Origin of the sequence: Devosia lucknowensis (genome assembly GCF_900177655.1) — a bacterium.
GTDB lineage: Bacteria > Pseudomonadota > Alphaproteobacteria > Rhizobiales > Devosiaceae > Devosia > Devosia lucknowensis.
In genome coordinates this window covers 1,667,469-1,685,012 of sequence record NZ_FXWK01000001.1, presented here as the reverse complement: position 1 = coordinate 1,685,012, position 17,544 = coordinate 1,667,469, and the positions used below count along the sequence as shown (strand labels likewise).

Genomic DNA, 17,544 nt, shown 5'->3' with positions numbered 1-17,544 from the left:
GCTCAGCGCTGGGGCAGGAACAGGCGGTCCCGCGACCCCTGCAGGTGGTCGCGCATCAGGTTATGCGCCAGCTCGGCGTCAGAGGCCGCGATCGCCGCGAGTATGTCGGCATGCTCGACCAGCACGCGCGCCAGGCCATCGGTCGTGCTCTTGAGCGACAGGCCGTGCAGGCGCATGCCCACCGCGATGTGCTCCTCTAGCGCCTGCATCGCCGTGACGAAATAGGGGTTTCCTGCGGCCTGCGCGATGCTGAGGTGAAACATGAAATCGGCGTCGGCGCGGTGGGCCTGGCGGTTGGTGGCGTCGCGCAGGAGGTTCAGCGCTGTCCGGATTTTCTGCAGGGACTCGGGGGTATGCCGTCTGGCTGCCACGGCGGCCGCTTCCGGCTCGATGGTCAGGCGGAAATCGTAACAATGCTGGAGATCGGAAAGGTTCTCCATCTGCCCGAAGCCGAGCGGCTCGCGCACGCCCTGTTCGCGCACGAAACTACCCGCGCCGCGCCGCGAATAGATCAGGCCCTGGTCCCTGAGGCGCTGCAGGGCGTCGCGGATGACGGGGCGCGACACCTGGAATTCGCTGGCCAGGGCATGCTCGGTGGGCAAGCGTTCGTCGACGGCATAGGCGCCCGACTTGATGGAGCGCTGGATGCGCTCGAACACCGTATCGGCAAGGCTGCGGCGGCCGACCAAACTATCCGACATGAGACTGCACTGGGCTCCTGGCGCTGGCATAGGGGGCAAGTAGACGGCTGAGGCAGTCCGGTGCGCCAAAACCGCCCGATTTCGTGACCACAGTCAAGCCGCCCGCTTGCGCGATGGGCAGGCCGGGCTGCACTTCTCCCAAGAGAATGAGCATATCGATCCCGATCGCCTCGAGAATGACCTGCGCCGTGGCGCCGCCAGAAAGGACGAGCAGGTCGCCCTTTCCCGGCGAGAAGCGCCGCAGCGATGCGGCCAGGGCGGCAGCGACGGCCTTGCCGTCCAGTTCGTCCGCTCCCTGCGCTGCCTGGATCAGGGTCAGCCGTAAGTCCCCGGCAGATGTCGGGGCGACGCCGTTGGGGGCGACGAGGTCTGCCATCTCCCCGGCGCTGGCGCGCAGGTCTGCCAACTGGGTCATGGTGATGGGGTCGGTCGAGCCGATGACGCAGAAGGCTCTGCCGCCTGGAAGAGGGGTGGGCCGCGCGCCGGCGTCCGGCGCCATCATTTGCGCCATTGCTTCAGCGAGGCCGCGCGCGCCGATGACGAGATCGTACTGATGCTCGAGGGCCCGCTCGATATCGGCCGGCGTCATCGCATCGGGGATATCTGCCCTCAGCGCATGGTTGCCCAGGCGTGAGGCGATATCGATCGGGGTCCCGACGCCAAAGCCCTCGATGTGACCGGCGCGTGTCACGCGGCCGAAATCGGGAATAGCCGGAACCACGAGACTGCGTCCGTGGGGTAGGACGTCGAGTTCGGCGGCGATATTGCCCTTGAGGCGGGAATCCACCTTTTTGAAGATGCGCGTACCATCCGACAGCGATCTAAGCGTCCGGCGCACGGCGGCTGCTGCTGCCTCGGGCGCGATTTCGCGGCTGTCGGTCGAGACGCCGACGATACGTGCCCCACTGGCGATCGCTTCGGGCAGCGACCCGTTGCCGAGCGCAACTGCCGTCGCAATCCCGCGTGCGGCGAAGGGCGCGGCAGCGTCCAGAGCTCCCGTAAGGTCGTCGGCGATGATCGCCAGCTCAGCCATGGTCGAGGCCGGCACGCCGGCTGGCCTGCACGTCCGGGTCGGGATCGAGGTTGGCCGCGAGCAGGCGCTGCGTATAGGCGTGCTGCGGATTGTCGAAGATCTGGCCGGCCGGGCCGCGCTCGACGATTTCGCCTGATTTCATGACGATCACCGTGTCGGCGAAGTCGCGCACCACGCCGAGGTCATGGGCGATGAACAGGAAGGAAATCCCAAGCTCTTCGCGCAGCTTGTCGAGAAGCGCGATCACCTGGGCCTGGATCGAGACGTCCAGCGCCGAAACGGCTTCGTCGCAGATGATGAGTTCGGGCTCGAGCGCCAGGGCCCGGGCAATGGCGATGCGCTGCCGCTGTCCGCCCGAAAACTGGTGCGGATAGCGATCGACATGTTCTGCCGACAGGCCCACCTGCTCGAGCAGTTCGATCACCCGTGCGCGGCGCTTCGCCTTTTCCGGCATCAGCTTGTGGATGTCCCACCCCTCGGCGATCAGCTGGTACACCGACATGCGGGGATTGAGCGACTGCGTGGGGTCCTGGAACACCATCTGGATTTCGCGCCGGCATCCGAGCAGGTCGCGCGCATTCATGCGGATCAGGTCGCGACCCTTCCACAGCGCCTCGCCGCTATCGGCATCTTCGAGCCGCAGGATGGTCCGCGCCAGCGTGGACTTGCCCGAACCGCTTTCGCCAACGACGGCCAGGCTCTGCCCGCGCGCCAGGGTCAGCGAGACGTCCTTGAGCGCGGCGAACTTTCCATAGGTCTTGCAGAGCTTTTTGGCTTCGAGGAGCAGGGGCGCCGCTTCATCGGTCTGCTTGATCGCGCCCTTGCCGGGAGCGGCGGCAATGAGCTTTTTCGTGTAGGCGTGCTGGGGCGAATGGTAGACATCGCGGGCCGTCCCGGTCTCGACGATCTCGCCCTTGTTCATGACCACGACGCGGTCGGCGATTTCCGCTACCACGCCCAGGTCATGGGTAATCAGCACCAGCGCCATGCCGGTCTCGGCCTGCAATTCCTTGAGCAGCGTCAACACTTCGGCCTGGATGGTCACGTCGAGTGCGGTGGTCGGCTCGTCGGCGATCAGGATGTCGGGCTTGAGCATCAGCGCCATGGCGATCATCAGGCGCTGCCGCTGGCCGCCCGAGAACTGATGCGGATATTTGTGCATCGCCTGTTCGGGTTCGGGCATGCCGACGCGGGTGATCAGCTCCAGTGCGCGCGCCCGGGCCATGTCGGCAGGGCGGCCGTGGGCCGTCATCATCTCGATGATCTGCCAGCCCACGGTATAAACCGGGTTGAGGTGGCCCAGCGGATCCTGGAAGATCATGGCGATCTTCTTGCCGTTGAGCGCCCGGTGCTTCTCGTAGGAAATCTTGAGCAGGTCTTCGCCGTCATAGATGATCTCGCCCGAGACGATTTCCGCGGGTGGAATATCGAGCAGGTTCATCACGGCATTGGCCGATACGGACTTGCCCGAGCCACTCTCGCCCAGGATCGCCAGCGTTTCCCCGCGCGACACCGACCAGCTGACATTCTTGACGGCGTTGACCGTGCCGCGCGCGGTGTGGAAGTCGACGGAGAGGTTTTTGACCGACAGCAACGGCTCAGACATTTTTCGTCTTCCTCGATTCCAGGCGCCAGCGCTGGGCGGGGTCGAGGGCGACGCGCATCCAGTTCGACAGCAGGTTGAGCGACAGCGCGGTGATGACGATCATCAGCCCGGGCCAGAAGGCCAGCCACCAGGCGGTATTGAGGTAGGGACGGCCCTGCGCCACCATCAGGCCCCAGGTGATCTCGGGCGGCTGCACGCCGATGCCGAGGAAGCTCAGCGACGACTCGGCCAGCATGACGAAGGCGAAGTCCAGCGTGGCGATCGTCACCAGCGTGGGGGCGACGACCGGAAGGACGTGCCGCAGGATGATGCGGCCATGATTGGCGCCCATGACGATGGCCGCCTGGACGAACATGCGTTCGCGCACTTCCAGCACCTCGGCACGGGTGGTGCGCAGGTAGATCGGGATGCGGGTGATGGCCAGCACCAGGATCATGTTCGGGATCGATGGGCCGAGCACGTAGAGCACCACGACGGCGATGAGCAGCGACGGGAACGACATGATGACGTCGGCCAGCCGCATGATGACTTGCGAAGTGGTCTTTCCCATGTAGCCGGCCACGAGGCCAAGCCCGGCGCCGACCACCAGAGCCGAGAACACCGTGCCCGCGGCGATCAGGATGGTGCTGTGTGCGGCGACGACCAGGCGCGCCAGCATGGGGCGGCCGAGCGAGTCGCCGCCAAGGAAGAACTGCCAGCCGCGGTCGAGGCTGAAGGGCGGCAGGTTGCGGCCGCGCAGGTTCTGCTTGATCGCCATGTCGCCCAAAAGCCATGGACCGAACAGGGCAAACAGCACGATCAGGATCAGGATCACGGCAGAGATGAAGGCCAGCTTGTCGCGCCAGAGCATCGACAGCAGGTTGGGGCCGCGCTGGGCGGTATCTTTCGGGGCCTTGGCGAGCGACAGGTCCGTCATCACCGCCTCCTAGTGTCGGATCCGCGGATCGAGCAGGCCGTAGGCGATGTCGATCAGGATGTTCATGATGAAGATGGCGAGGGCGGTGACCATGATCGCCGCCAGCACGACATTGAAGTCGCGCTGAAGGATGGAGTCGATCATCAGCTTGCCGATGCCGGGGAAGCCGAAAATGGTTTCGACGATCACCGCACCGTTGAGCATGGCGGCGGCCTGGTCGCCGATCACGGTGATCACCGGAAGCATGCCGTTGCGCAGTGTGTGGACGAAGATCAGCGGCAGGTTCTTCACGCCCTTGGCGCGAGCCGTCTTCACATAGGGTGCTGCGAGCGCCGAGAGCATGGATCCGCGCACCACCTGGACGACGAGACCGAAGGGACGAATAAAGAGAACCGCGACGGGAAGGATCCAGTGCCAGGGCGTTCCTACGCCCGAGGTCGGTAGCCACCCGAGGCCCAAAGAGAACACCACTATGGCGACGATGGCGATCCAGAAGTCGGGGGCGGAGGCCCCGACGAGCGAGATGATGGAAACGAGGCGATCAAAGAAACCGCCGACATTGAAGGCTGCCAGCGAGCCCAGCATGATGGCTGCCACCACGACAAGGCTCATGGTGATGAGCGCGAGGGGCAGGGTCCAGGCATAGGCTTCGAGAACGATGTCGATGGCAGGGCGCGCCTTGCGCAGGCTTTCGCCGAAATCGAGATGCAGGAGATCCCAGACATAGCGGCCGAACTGCTCGATCAGCGGCAGGTCGAGGCCATGCAGGGTCCGGAACTGCTGCTTCATCTCCTCGGTCGCGTCGATGGGGAGAAACAGCACGGCGGGGTCGCCGGTCAGGCGAGACAGGAAGAACACCAGAACCATCAGGCCCAGCAGGGACAGGAGGCTGGCGATGGCGCGCTGTCCGATCATTTTGGTCATGGCGATGTTCCCTGGTCGGCAAATGGGCGACGCCGGATGGTCCGGCATCGCCCTTTTCGAGACAAGTGGCTTACTTGAAGCCGATTTCGCTCAGCTGCAGCTGGGCATTGGTCGCGATGGTCGGCGTGAAGTCCAGGCGCTCGCTGACGCGGCTGAGACCGACCATGTGGAACAGCAGGACGTCGGCGACGATGTCGTCGTGGACATACTTGAACACTTCGGACCAGAGGGCGGCGCGTTCGTCACCGGTGGCAGCGGACGCTGCGGCGATCATCTCGTCGAGCTTGGGATCGGCCACACCGGACTGGGTGCCTTCGCTGGCATACTTGAAGAACATCGAGAAGACCGGGTCGCCGCGGCTGTTGTCGTGCTGCGCCATGATCAGGCGCGTGCCTTCGCTCTCCGGGTAGGGCTTGGAGTAGAACTGCTCGTGCTCGGCCACTTCCACCATGCGCACGGTTGCGTTGAAGCCGACATCGACCAGCATCTGGGTGATGGCTTCTGCCACTTCCGTCACGTTCGGGAAGTTTTCGGTGCGGGCAATGATTTCGATCGGCAGGCTGGTGTCGACGCCATCGGCCTTGGCTTCCTCGAGCCAGGCCTTGGCCTGGTCCGGATCATAGGCCGGCGGGGTCAGGTTGGGGTTCCAGCCAAGCGTAGTCGGCGGCACCATGGCAACGGCCAGCTCGGTGCCTTCGGGCAGGACGGTGCCGATGAAGGCTTCGCGGTCGATCGCGGCGTTCAGCGCCTTGCGGACACGGATGTCGTCGGTCGGTGCGTCCTGGTTGTCGATGCGCAGGTAGACCGTTTCCGAATTCGGGTAAGCGAAATCGAGGTCCTTGTTATCCGCGGCTTCGGCAGTAATCTGCGGAGCGATGTCGGCTTCACCGGCTGCAACCATGCCAGCACGAACGGCCGGCTCGGAGCGGAACACGTAGGTCGCCTTGGTGACTTCGGGCTGTTCGCCCCAATAATCGTCGCGGCGGTCGAGAACGATCTGCTGCCCGGCGGTCCATTCGGACATGACATAAGGGCCGGTGCCGATCGGGTCGCGCACGAATTCCATCGGGGTTTCCGAGGGAACGATGGTCACGAGGCTCATCAGCAGCGGCAGGATCGGCTGCGGCGGATTGGCCGTGACGTTGAGCGTGTGGTCATCGACGATTTCGAAGCCCAGCTCGGTATCGGCGAAGTAGCGGGCGCTTTCGCAGGTGATCTGGTCCGAGAACACGCGATCGAACGAGTGCTTGACGTCGGCGGCGTCGAAAGTCGAGCCATCAGAGAAGGTCACGCCCTTGCGGAGCTTGAACTGCCAGGTGCCCTCACCGAGGTCTTCCCACGATTCAGCCAGGCGCGGCATCAGGCCGGCATCGCCCCGCACGTCGAGTTCGGTCAGCGTTTCGCTGATGTTCTGCATGACCACGCGACCGATGTTGGAGCGGGTCGCCATGCAGGGCTCGACCAGGTCAAGCTCTTCGCTCAGCACCACGGTGATGTCGGTATCGGCCTGGGCAAAGGCCGGGACGATCGTGGTCGACGCCAGTAGTGCGCCGATCAACAGGGTTTTGACTTTCAATGGTTCCTCCCATCGCAGCTAGGCGGCGGCATGAGGCGCGCTGCGTTGGCTCTCATGCGAAATGGATGTGCGTTCGAGTGCACGCCATGGGCCGGCACTATTCGCATTTGCCTTGAGGTTGTCAAATTAAAACGTCGGAAAGTTTTTACCAGCCGTCATCATCATCGTTTAATTCATTGAATAAAAACACGAAAAATGTAACGCTGCGCACTCTATGGACCGAATTTGTATGTCAATGAACTTGACAACATGTGCTTGTCCGTGAATTTTGCGGCGACGAGACAAGGGGAGAAGCATGTCGCCAGACGAGATTGCAGCGCGCATGGATGGACAGCTGGTGCAGGGCGTTGAGGGTCGTTCCGAGGCCTTTCTGCCGTCGCCCATGGTGCAGAATCATGCTGCCTTCATCGAGCGCCTGGACGACGGCACGCTGGCGTGCCTCTGGTTCGGCGGCTCGCTCGAGGGCAAGTCCGATATCTCCATCCATGCGTCGACCCTTGCGCCCGGCGCTACCCGCTGGAGCGAGGCCGTACAGCTCAGCGACGATCCCGATCGGTCGGAGCAGAACCCCGTGCTCTGGCGCAATGGTCGTGGCGAGTGGCAGCTGTTCCATACCGCTCAGCCTTCGGGAAATCAGGACGAGTGTCTGCTGCGGGCGCGGCCCGTCTCGCTGGAAAACGGCGCGCTGTCCGGTGGCCGTCCGCGCGAGATCGACCTGCCGCTCGGCAGCTTCATTCGCGGCCGCTTCATTCGCCGGGCCGATGGCGCCTGGATGATGCCGGTCTTCCGCTGCATCTCGCGCCCCGGCCAGCGCTGGAACGGCAGCCACGATACCGCAGCCGTCGCCGTCAGCCATGACGAGGGCGCGACCTGGACCATGTCCGAAGTGCCCGGCTCGATCGGCTCGGTGCACATGACAATCGTGCCAACAGATGGCGATCACATGGTCGCCTTCTATCGCCGCCGCCAGTCCGATTTCGTGCATCGCTCCGAAAGTCGCGATGGTGGCGTCACCTGGTCCGAGCCCGCGCCGACCGACGTGCCCAACAACAATTCCTCCATCAACGTCATACGCCTCGCTGATGGGCGGCTGGCCATGCTGTGCAACCCGACATCATCAGCCACCTCGGCCGATCGCCGGACTTCGCTCTACGACGAGATCGAGGAGGGCGACGACCGGCCCGATGCCAGCGGCGGCTGTGCGCCGATCTGGGGCGTGCCGCGTGCGCCGATGACGCTGTGCATATCCACCGACGGCGGTCTCACCTGGCCCCTGCGCCGCGTCGTCGACGACAGCCCCGGCACGTGCCTGTCGAACAACTCGGTCGACGGGCGCAACAAGGAGCTGTCCTATCCTTACCTGCTGGAAGGCGAGGGGGGCGAACTGCACCTCGCCTACACCTATTTCCGGCGCGCCATAAAATACGTCCGTCTCCCTGCGGGATGGATCGACGGAGACAAAGCGTGAGCGACATTATCGGTATCACCATGGGCGATCCGGCCGGCGTCGGCCCCGAGATCGCGGTCAAGGCCCTGGCGGAGATGGGCGCCGACGAGCGCGCCCGCACGCGCATCTACGGCAATCTCGCCACGCTGGAAAAGGCGCGCGATGCCGTCGGCGCCGATCTCGATCTCGCCGGCCTCGTGGTTGACCTCCCCATCGAAGGCGGCCCGCTGCCGTGGGGCAAGCTCGATCCGCGCGGCGGCGACGCCGCTTTCCGCTTCATCGAAAAGGCAGTGCGCGATGCCGAGGCCGACACCATCGGCTGCATCGTCACCGCACCGATCAACAAGGAAGCGCTGAACCTTGCCGGCCATCACTATGACGGCCACACCGGCATGCTGGCCCACCTCACCGGCCAGAAGACCGCCTGGATGCTGCTCGGTTCGGATCGCCTCAAGGTGATCCACGTCTCCACCCACGTGTCGCTCAAGACCGCCATCGACCGGGCCACGCCCGAGCGTATCCTCGCCACCATCCGCACCGGCAACGAGCACCTCAAGCGCATCGGCTACGACAAGCCGCGCATCGCCGTCGCCGGCATCAATCCCCATTGCGGCGAGAATGGCCTTTTCGGCAGCGAAGACGATGCGCAGGTCGTGCCGGCCGTCGCCATGGCGCGGGCCGAGGGTATCGACGTGCAGGGGCCGATCTCGGCCGACACCGTCTACCACCGCGCCTATAACGGCGCCTTCGACCTCGTCGTCGCCCAATATCACGATCAGGGCCATATCCCGATCAAGCTCGTCGCCTTCGATACCGCCGTCAACGTGTCGCTGGGCCTGCCCATCGATCGCACCTCGGTCGATCATGGCACGGCCTTCGATATTGCCGGCTCCGGCAAGGCCAACCACACCAACATGAAGTCCGCCATCGCCTATGCGCGGCGGCTCGTTTCGGGGAAGACGCAATGAATCCCGCCCGCAATCTCCCCGTTTCCGGCGTCTACTGCGCCTCCGCCACGCCGGTCCTGGCCGACGGCACGCCGGACCACGAAACGTTCCTTGCGCATTGCAAGGCGCTGATCGCGGAAGGCTGCGATGGCGTCGCGCTCCTCGGCACTACCGGCGAAGCCAATTCCTTTTCCCTCGCCCAGCGTCGGGACCTGCTCGAAAAGGTCATTGCCGGCGGTCTCGATCCCCAGCGCCTTTTGCCCGGGACGTCGCAGACCAATGTCCCGGACAGCGTCACGCTCGTAAGACATGCCGTCGACGCCGGGGTCAAAGCCTGCGTCGTGCTTCCGCCCTTCTACTACAAGGGCGTCAGCGACGAGGGCCTGTTCCGGTTCTATGCGGAACTGGTCGAGGGCGTGGGAAGCGATGACCTGCGCGTCATTCTCTACCATATCCCGCCCATCGCCCAGATCGGCATTTCCATCGAGCTGACCGCTCGTCTGCGCGAAGCCTTTCCGGGCGTCTTCATCGGGGTCAAGGATTCGTCGGGCAAGATCGAAAGCATGCGCGCCTTCGCCGAAGCATTCGACGATTTCTCCGTCCTGGCGGGCGCCGATCCATTCATGCTGCCGCTGCTCAAGTCCGGTGGGGCAGGGTGCATCACCTCGAGCTCCAACCTGATCGGCAAGCACCTGCGCGTGGTGTTCGACAACTGGTTCGACGAAAGCCGGGAGTCCACGGTCGATGCGGCGCAGGCGCGCATCAATGCCTGGCGCGACCTGTCGAACGCCTATGTGCAGCTTCCCACCATCAAGGCCATGCTGGCCCGTCGTCGCAATCATGATGGCTGGACCCGGGTGCGGCCGCCGCTGGTCGAGCTGACCGCCGACGAGATCGCCACCGTCTGGGGGCAGATGGATGCGCTGGAGGCCCAGGACAATGTCTAGTCCGGCGCTGTCGATGGCGCGCGCCATCACTCTCATTCAACCGGCACGGCTGGAAATCGGCGTGGGTGCCATCGCCCGCCTGGGCTCGTGGGCCTCAGCCTATCGGCGCATTTTCGTCGTCGCCATGGCGCCCACCGCCGGCTTTGTCGATCGCATCGGCCTTGCCGGCGCGGTCGAGACTTATGTCGACATTCCGCCCGAGCCCGATCTGCCGGCGGTGGAGGCCGTACTGGCCGCGGCGCGCCAGTTCAAGCCCGATCTTGTCATCGGTCTGGGCGGCGGCTCGGTCATGGATGTGGCCAAGCTCGTTGCCGTTCTTTGGGACGGTGAGCAGTCCGTGCTCGACGTCGTCGGCCCCAACAAGGTCGCCGGCCGGCGCACGGCGCTGGCGCAGGTGCCGACAACCTCCGGCACCGGCTCCGAAGCGGGCATTCGCGCGCTCGTCACCAACCCGGAAACGCTTGCCAAGCTGGCGGTCGAAAGCCCCTTCATGCTGGCCGACATCGCCGTGCTTGATCCCGAGCTTACCTATTCGGTACCGGCAGCCGTGACTGCAGCGACCGGCATCGATGCTCTGGCCCATTGCGTCGAAGCCTTCACCAACATCAAGTCGCACCCGCTCATCGATGGCTATGCCACCCTTGGCATCGAACTGGTGGGAAAATATCTCGCTCGCGCCGTCGCCGACGGGTCCGATACCGAGGCGCGCGCCGGCATGATGCTCGCGTCGTATTACGGTGGTGTGTGCCTGGGTCCGGTCAATACTGCCGCAGGCCATGCTCTGGCCTATCCGCTGGGTACCCGCCTCAAGCTGCCGCATGGTCTGGCCAACGCGATCATCTTTCCGCATGTCCTGGCGTTCAACGCGCCCGACCGTCCGGAAAAGACCGCCGCCATCATGCGTGCCCTGGGCCTGCCCAATCACGCGGACGAACGTATCGTCCGGGCCAGCGCGCACGAGTTCTGCCGCCAACTGGGTGTCGAAATGAGCCTTGCGGCGCACGGCGCGGCGAGCGACGACTTGCCGAGCTGGGCTGCGGAAGCGCATGCCATCCGCCGGCTCATGGACAACAATCCGCGAAACATGTCCGTCGAGGACGTTCTCTCGATCTACCGGGCAGCCATGGCCTGAAACCGGCCCGCAGCCGCAATCCGCCGCGGGACGTGAACCCCGAATTTGCCCTCCACGACGTCAGCTGCCACACTCGGTCGCGTGTTCGGGGAGGGCGGATGAAGGCGTAGCAGCGGCGTCATGGCCTATCGCCTTGGGCGGCTCGAACCGATACCTTCGGCTGCATGACCAAGATTTCCCTGATTGCCGCGGTTGCCCGCAACAATGTCATTGGTGCCGACCAGACCATCCCCTGGCGCATCCCCTCTGACTTCGCCTGGTTCAAGCAGACCACCATGGGCAAGCCAATGGTCATGGGCCGCAAGCAATTCGAAACCTTTCCCAGGCCATTGCCCGGTCGCCCGCATATCGTTGTCACCCGGCAGCACGACTACGTGCGCGAGGGCGTGATCGTGCGCCGCAGCCTTGCGGAGGCGCTGGCAGCCGCCAAGCGGCTCGCGGAAGCGAGCCCCGAGGACGAGATCATGGTGATCGGTGGCGGCGACATTTACGCGCAGGCGATCGAGTTGGCCGATCGTCTCTACATTTCGCATGTCGACTTGGAGCCCGAGGGCGATGTCCGCTTCCCCCGGATCGATCCGGCAATCTGGGCGCCTGTAGCCGAACCGGACGTGCCGCGATCGGAAAAGGATGACGCTCCATATTCGGTAAGGGTTTACGAGCGCATTCACGGCTCCGCGCATTGATCGGGCGCGCGCCTTGCCTATATATGGCAGCACAGATTTTTCTCAGACACCGAAAGGAATGCGATGCCTTGGGAGAATAATGGTGGCGGAGGCGGCCGCAATAATGGCGGCCCCTGGGGCCAGGCGCCGGGTGGAGGCGGCGGCGGTCCACGCCGTCCGGGCAATAATACTCCCAATCTCGAAGACATTCTGAACCGCGGCCGGGCCCAGTTGGGCGGTGGTCTGCCCGGCGGCCGCTGGCTGCTGGTCGGCGGTGTGCTTGTTCTGGTGGCCTTCTGGGCGCTGAACTCGATCTACACGGTCGATCCTCAGGAAGTCGGCGTCGAATTGCGCCTTGGCAAGCCCAAGGAAGAGCTCGCCACGCCAGGCCTGCATTTCCATCTCTGGCCCATCGAAACCGTCGAGAAGGTTACCGTCACCGTCAATCAGACGACGATCGGCACCTCGACCGGCAGTGGCCGTGCGGGTGACGACGACGGTCTCATCCTCTCGGGCGACCAGAACATCGTCGACGTGCGCTTCTCGGTCTTCTGGGCCGTGGCCAACCCGATCGACTACCTGTTCAACGTCCGCGATCCAGAGGCTATGGTGCAGAATGCGGCCGAGAGCGCGATGCGCGAAGTCGTCGGTCGCCGTCCGGCCAACGATGTCTTCCGTGACGATCAGGCCGGCATCGAAACCGAAGTTCGTGAGATCACTCAGACCATCCTCGACAGCTATGGCCTCGGTGTGACCGTGAGCCAGATTTCCATCGAAGGCGCACAGCCTCCGGCGGAAGTGGCTGATGCCTTCAACGAAGTGCAGCGCGCCGAGCAGGACGAGGACCGCGTTCAGGAAGAAGCCCGATCCTACGCCAACACCCTCCTGGGTGATGCGCGCGGTCAGGCTGCTGCCCAGCGCGAAGAAGCGGCGGCCTATGCCAACCAGGTCGTTCAGGAAGCGACCGGTCAGGCGGAGCGTTTCAATTCGGTCTATGCCGAATATGTCAACGCGCCCGACGTCACCCGTCAGCGTCTCTACCTCGAAACCATGGAACAGGTTCTCAGCACGTCCGAGAAGGTCCTGGTCGAAAATGGAGCCGGCGGCTCTGGGGTCGTCCCCTATCTGCCGTTGCCGGAGCTCCGCTCCCGCGCCAACACCAGCACGGGGCAGTAAGTCATGACCAATCGTCTTTTTATCATCGGCGCGGTCGTGCTGGCCGCTCTCTACGTCCTGTTCTCGTCGGTCTACGTGGTCAACGAGCGCGAACAGGCCATTGTGACACGCTTTGGCCAGATCACCGATGTCCGCACCGACCCGGGTCTTTACTTCAAGATCCCGACCGACTTCGTCGATCAGGTGCAGATCATCGAAGATCGTCTGCTGCGTCAGGATCTCACCAACCTGCGCGTGCAGGTTTCCGGCGGCGCCTTCTATGAAGTCGACGCGTTCCTGACCTATCGCATCACCAATCCGCGTCTGTTCCGCGAGCGCGCCCAGGGCTCGCTGGCCGTGGTCGACGATCGTATCGCGACGCGTTTTGCCGCCGTGCTGCGTCAGGTCTACGGTCTGCGCGAATTCAACGCGGCTCTCAGCGAGCAGCGTCCGGAAATGATGCGCGAAGCCCGCGACCTCATCCGTCCGGACGTCGAGCAGATCGGTATCGAGATCATCGACGTGCGTATCCTGCGCACGGAGCTCGCAGCGGAAGTCTTCGAGCGGACCTACGAGCGTATGCGCGCCGAGCGTCTCGCCGAAGCCGCATTGCTCCGCGCTCGCGGTGACGAACAGGCCCAGAGCCTGCGCGCTATCGCCGAACGTCAGGCGTCCGAGATCGTGGCGGCGGCAACCCGTGACGCGGATATCATCCGTGGTCAGGGCGACGCCGAGCGGAACCGTATCTTTGCCCAGGCCTATGGGCAGGATGCGGAGTTCTTCGAGTTCTACCGCTCGATGGAAGCCTACCGCACGGCTCTGGGCAACACGGGCACGACCATGGTCCTGTCTCCGGAAAGTGCCTTCTTCCGTTACTTCGGTTCGGATGGTCAGCTGCCGGCAGCGAGCCCGACCTTCAACCCGCCCATCACCCCGCAGCCCGCGCCCAATATCGGCACGGGTTCGGATGAGCCGGCGCTCGATGGTCTGGGTATCGAGGAAACCATCGCGCCGACCATGACGCTGGAAGATGGATCGGAGCTCTCGCCCACGATCGGCACCGAGGCACCGGCTCCCGCGGAGGAAACCGCTCCGGCAGCAACGCCGGCGCCCGCACCGGCAACCGCTCAGTAAGGCGCTGAGACGGACGAAAACGATGGGCCGGCGCAGTGATGCGCCGGCCCATTTCGTTTTTCGCATCTGCAGCAGGTCAAACGCTGACCAAACGTTAGCGAAGTCCGTTCCGGTGCTGTGCCAGGAACGCAAGAAGTCGAAAAATTATCGAATAAAATCGTCTTCTGCATAACCTTGTAGGTAGAGCAGGGCGGTGAGGTCACCGTGGTCGATGCGGATGCCGGCGGCCTCCGCAACCACGGGTTTGGCGTGGATGGCGACGCCGAACCCGGCCGCGCCGATCATGTCGAGATCATTGGCCCCGTCGCCGACGGCCATGGTTTGGCTGACATCCAACCCACGCTCGCTTGCAAGGGTCAGTAGCCTGTTTTTCTTGGTGTTTTTGTCGACGATCGGCTTGCTCACCGTGCCGCTCAAGCTGTCACCGTCGAATTCGAGCACATTGGCGATGGCCTCGTCGAAGCCGATGCGCCTGGCGAAGTAATCGGCAAAGAAGGTGAAGCCGCCCGAGACCAGCGAGGTGTAGGCGCCATAGGCCTTCATGGTCTGCACCAAAGCCCGGCCGCCGGGCATGAGCGTAATCGCCTCGCGCCGAATTTCCTCGATTTTAGAACGCTCTAGCCCCTTGAGTAGGGCGACGCGCGTGTCCAGCGCCTGCCCGAAATCCAGCTCGCCCCGCATGGCGCGTTCCGTGATTTCGGCGACCTGCGGCTTGAGGTCGAGGGCGGCGGCCAATTCATCGATGCATTCCTGCTCGATCATGGTCGAGTCCATATCCGCAACGAGCAGGAGCTTCCGCCGACCTTCGCTGGGAAGCAAATTGGCATCCACAGCCTTGCGGCCGATAAGGTCTCGTGCCAGTTCAAGGGCTTGCGGCGCGGTGGGCTCGACAATATCGCAGGCGACGCCGTGGTTGAGCCAGTTCAATTCGCCACCGGTTTCGGCCAATACGGCCTGGGCCAATGCCGTATCCAGTTCGGGATCGGCGGGATTGGCGATTAGCGAGAGGACCGGCATGGTGGCAGCAACTTTCGGGAGTTTTCGGTGACAGGCCAAAGGCGCGCAGTGCTGATAGCGGGTCCGACTGCGAGCGGCAAGTCGGCGCTGGCGCTCGAGCGCGCCCGTATGTCGGGCGGGCTCATCATCAACGCTGACTCCATGCAGGTCTATGACACGCTGCGGGTCGTCACCGCCCGTCCCGACGCTGAGGATGAAGCACTGGCCGTGCATCGGCTCTATGGCACCGTTCCAGCTTCGGAGCGCTTCTCGACCGGACAGTGGGTGCGCGCAGTGGGCGATGTTCTTGCTGGAGCAGACTGCGGCCGTGAGGTTATTTTCGTCGGTGGGACAGGACTTTACTTCGATGCGCTGACAAATGGATTCGCCGATGTGCCTGAAGTCGATGCGCGTTTGACGCTTGAAGTTCAGCAAGAGATTCAAGAGCTCGGCGAGGCTGAACGCATGGCCCTTTTGCGGGCCGAGGATCCGGACACCGCCAATCGCCTCAAGGTCGCCGACCCCCAGCGGGTAACGCGCGCGATAGCCGTGAAACGAGCGACCGGCCGTACGCTATCGAGCTACCAGGTTGACCAGCGGCCAGGTCTGCTTTCGGGGTGGACGCTGGAGCGCATGCTTCTCGACCCTGACCGCGAGGTGCTGCGCGAGCGGATCGCACGACGCTTCGCCACTATGTTCGAGACGGGCGCCGTCGCCGAGGTGGAGGCCTTGCGACGCATGCGACTGGACCCGTCGCTGCCTGCGATGAAGGCGATCGGGGTCCGCGAAATTTCTGACTGGCTTGATGGTCAGATGGACAGAGAGCGGGCCATTTCGCTCGCAACCATCGCCACGCAGCAATATGCCAAGCGCCAGCGCACCTGGTTTCGCAATCGGATGGGTGACTGGCCGCAGGTGGAAGCCGGCCTTTATCGCCGCTAGGCCTCGATCGTCCCCATGCGCCGCAGCAGACCCAGCCGCTCCCGCATGGCAAAACGCGTCACCAGAATAACGGCAACAACGGCCAATCCCACGGCCAGCCCCGTCCAGATGCCGACGCCGCCCCAACCGAGCACGATGCCCAGAACGTAGCTGGTGGGCAGGCCGATCAGCCAGTACCCGAAAATGGCGAGAAACATCGGGGTCTTTGTGTCGCTCAGGCCGCGCAAAGCATGGGCCGCCGTGACCTGTGCGCCGTCCACCAGCTGGAAGATCCCTGCTATGGCCAGGAAGGACACCGCAAGGCCGACGGCATTCGCGTTTGCTTCTATGTCCGGATTGAGAAACAGCGAAACGATAGGCCGGCTCAGGAAAAGGAAGGCCAGGCACGAGATCACCATGAAGCCGGTGCCGAGCATGAAGGCCATCCAGCCGGCCTTGCGCACGGCCTCGCGATCGCCGCGCCCATAGGCTACCCCGACCCGCACCGTGGCGGCGATCCCCAGGCCCAGGGGCACCATGAAGGCCATCGACGCGCATTGGAGCGCCACGGCATGGGCAGCCACTTCGTCAGTGCCGATGCGGCCCATCAGCAGTGCTGCGGCCGTGAACATGCCAACCTCCGCAAGGACGGTCAGGGCAATTGGCGTGCCGATGATGAAGATCGAGCGGAAGTACCCCCAGTCGGGCTTCCAGAAGCGCATCAGGATGTTGAAGCGCTTGAACCGCCGATGTCGCACCACATAGGCCAGCATCACCAGGAACATGACGATATTGGTCAACAGCGTCGCAATGGCGGCCCCTCGGAGTTCGAGGCGGGGGAAACCGAAATGTCCGAAGATCAAGGTGTAGGCGGCGAGGGCATTTACGACGACGCCGAGCACCGTGATGACGAGGACAGCGCGCGTAGCATCGAAGGCGGACAGGAAAGAGCGCAATGCGATGATGCCGATGGCGGGAAAGAGGGACCAGGCAACGATCTGCACGAATTGCTCGGCCATATCGGTCGCGACAGGATCCTGGCCGAGAACGCGGTAGATTGGCTTGATCTGCAGAACGATGGGCAAAAGGAGGGCCGCAAGAAGGATGGCAACCCAGAAGCCCTGCCTTACCACCCGCCTGATCGCCTTGATATTGCGCGCGCCACGCGCCTGGGCGACGAGTGGTGCAACTGCGCCCACGACCCCGACGCCGAACAACAGGAAAGGCATGAAGAAGGTCGTGCCCAGCGTGCCGGCAGCAAGGTAGGCAGGACCAAGCCAGCCGAGCAGGATGACGTCGGTAGTATGAAGCGCGTTCTGTGCCAGCTGGGCTATGACAAGCGGCCAGGCCAGGGCAAAAGTGGCGCGGAGTTCATCGCCCCAACCTATGGAGGCGGGGGCAACCGCGTGCGCGGGTACTGCCAGCGCGGCATTCTCACTCATCG

The 17,544-nt window shown here is 64.0% G+C and carries 16 protein-coding genes; 8 read left to right on the top strand and 8 right to left on the bottom strand.

The features are described 5' to 3' along the window. Positions 1 to 2 precede the first annotated feature (2 nt). The 6 genes from CCK88_RS08290 to CCK88_RS08265 form a co-directional block, all read right to left on the bottom strand. Positions 3 to 701, bottom strand: coding sequence for a FadR/GntR family transcriptional regulator (locus tag CCK88_RS08290; RefSeq protein WP_086469980.1), 699 nt, complete (start codon positions 699 to 701; stop codon positions 3 to 5). Continuing rightward, positions 691 to 1,734 carry a four-carbon acid sugar kinase family protein gene (locus tag CCK88_RS08285; protein ID WP_086470873.1) on the bottom strand — a complete coding sequence of 348 codons (1,044 nt, stop codon included), beginning with the start codon at positions 1,732 to 1,734 and terminating at the stop codon, positions 691 to 693. The genes CCK88_RS08290 and CCK88_RS08285 overlap by 11 nt, the downstream gene beginning before the upstream one ends. Beyond that, a complete protein-coding gene (locus tag CCK88_RS08280) occupies positions 1,727 to 3,340 on the bottom strand; it encodes an ABC transporter ATP-binding protein (RefSeq protein ID WP_086469979.1) in 1,614 nt (537 codons plus the stop codon). The genes CCK88_RS08285 and CCK88_RS08280 overlap by 8 nt, the downstream gene beginning before the upstream one ends. Next, on the bottom strand, positions 3,333 to 4,256 hold the full coding sequence (locus CCK88_RS08275) for an ABC transporter permease (RefSeq protein ID WP_086469978.1): 924 nt from the start codon (positions 4,254 to 4,256) through the stop codon (positions 3,333 to 3,335). The genes CCK88_RS08280 and CCK88_RS08275 overlap by 8 nt, the downstream gene beginning before the upstream one ends. 9 nt (positions 4,257 to 4,265) lie before the next feature. Then, positions 4,266 to 5,180, bottom strand: coding sequence for an ABC transporter permease (locus tag CCK88_RS08270; protein ID WP_086469977.1), 915 nt, complete (start codon positions 5,178 to 5,180; stop codon positions 4,266 to 4,268). Positions 5,181 to 5,250: 70 nt separating this feature from the next. After that, positions 5,251 to 6,756 carry an ABC transporter substrate-binding protein gene (locus tag CCK88_RS08265; RefSeq protein ID WP_086469976.1) on the bottom strand — a complete coding sequence of 502 codons (1,506 nt, stop codon included), beginning with the start codon at positions 6,754 to 6,756 and terminating at the stop codon, positions 5,251 to 5,253. A 295-nt stretch (positions 6,757 to 7,051) separates the two neighbouring features. On the opposite strand from CCK88_RS08265, the gene CCK88_RS08260 reads away from it, so the two are divergent. The 7 genes from CCK88_RS08260 to hflC all read left to right on the top strand — a co-directional run bounded on the left by CCK88_RS08260 (position 7,052) and on the right by hflC (position 14,183). Then, positions 7,052 to 8,224 carry a sialidase family protein gene (locus CCK88_RS08260; RefSeq protein ID WP_086469975.1) on the top strand — a complete coding sequence of 391 codons (1,173 nt, stop codon included), beginning with the start codon at positions 7,052 to 7,054 and terminating at the stop codon, positions 8,222 to 8,224. Then, positions 8,221 to 9,171: a 4-hydroxythreonine-4-phosphate dehydrogenase PdxA gene (pdxA, locus tag CCK88_RS08255; RefSeq protein WP_086469974.1), complete on the top strand. Its 951-nt coding sequence runs from the start codon at positions 8,221 to 8,223 to the stop codon at positions 9,169 to 9,171. The genes CCK88_RS08260 and pdxA overlap by 4 nt, the downstream gene beginning before the upstream one ends. Continuing rightward, the gene (locus CCK88_RS08250) at positions 9,168 to 10,097 is read left to right on the top strand and encodes a dihydrodipicolinate synthase family protein (RefSeq protein WP_086469973.1); all 930 of its coding nucleotides are present in this window, start codon (positions 9,168 to 9,170) and stop codon (positions 10,095 to 10,097) included. Before pdxA ends, CCK88_RS08250 begins: the two co-directional genes overlap by 4 nt. After that, entirely contained in the window at positions 10,090 to 11,229 is a 1,140-nt protein-coding gene (locus CCK88_RS08245; RefSeq protein ID WP_086469972.1) for an iron-containing alcohol dehydrogenase, read from the top strand. Before CCK88_RS08250 ends, CCK88_RS08245 begins: the two co-directional genes overlap by 8 nt. Before the next feature lie 164 nt (positions 11,230 to 11,393). Beyond that, positions 11,394 to 11,915 carry a dihydrofolate reductase gene (locus tag CCK88_RS08240; protein WP_086469971.1) on the top strand — a complete coding sequence of 174 codons (522 nt, stop codon included), beginning with the start codon at positions 11,394 to 11,396 and terminating at the stop codon, positions 11,913 to 11,915. A gap of 63 nt (positions 11,916 to 11,978) precedes the next feature. Continuing rightward, positions 11,979 to 13,070 (top strand): FtsH protease activity modulator HflK, encoded by a 1,092-nt coding sequence (gene hflK / locus CCK88_RS08235; protein ID WP_086469970.1) that lies wholly within the window; start codon positions 11,979 to 11,981, stop codon positions 13,068 to 13,070. Positions 13,071 to 13,073: 3 nt separating this feature from the next. After that, positions 13,074 to 14,183 carry a protease modulator HflC gene (hflC, locus tag CCK88_RS08230; RefSeq protein WP_086469969.1) on the top strand — a complete coding sequence of 370 codons (1,110 nt, stop codon included), beginning with the start codon at positions 13,074 to 13,076 and terminating at the stop codon, positions 14,181 to 14,183. A 144-nt stretch (positions 14,184 to 14,327) separates the two neighbouring features. Here hflC and serB read toward each other — a convergent pair whose 3' ends face one another. Next, the gene (serB, locus tag CCK88_RS08225) at positions 14,328 to 14,945 is read right to left on the bottom strand and encodes a phosphoserine phosphatase SerB (RefSeq protein WP_342068314.1); all 618 of its coding nucleotides are present in this window, start codon (positions 14,943 to 14,945) and stop codon (positions 14,328 to 14,330) included. Between the two features lie 282 nt (positions 14,946 to 15,227). On the opposite strand from serB, the gene miaA reads away from it, so the two are divergent. Beyond that, a complete protein-coding gene (miaA, locus tag CCK88_RS08220) occupies positions 15,228 to 16,121 on the top strand; it encodes a tRNA (adenosine(37)-N6)-dimethylallyltransferase MiaA (protein ID WP_086469967.1) in 894 nt (297 codons plus the stop codon). Here miaA and CCK88_RS08215 read toward each other — a convergent pair. Beyond that, entirely contained in the window at positions 16,118 to 17,542 is a 1,425-nt protein-coding gene (locus CCK88_RS08215; RefSeq protein ID WP_086469966.1) for an MATE family efflux transporter, read from the bottom strand. The two genes, miaA and CCK88_RS08215, sit on opposite strands and share 4 nt — an antisense overlap. Positions 17,543 to 17,544: the final 2 nt, after the last annotated feature.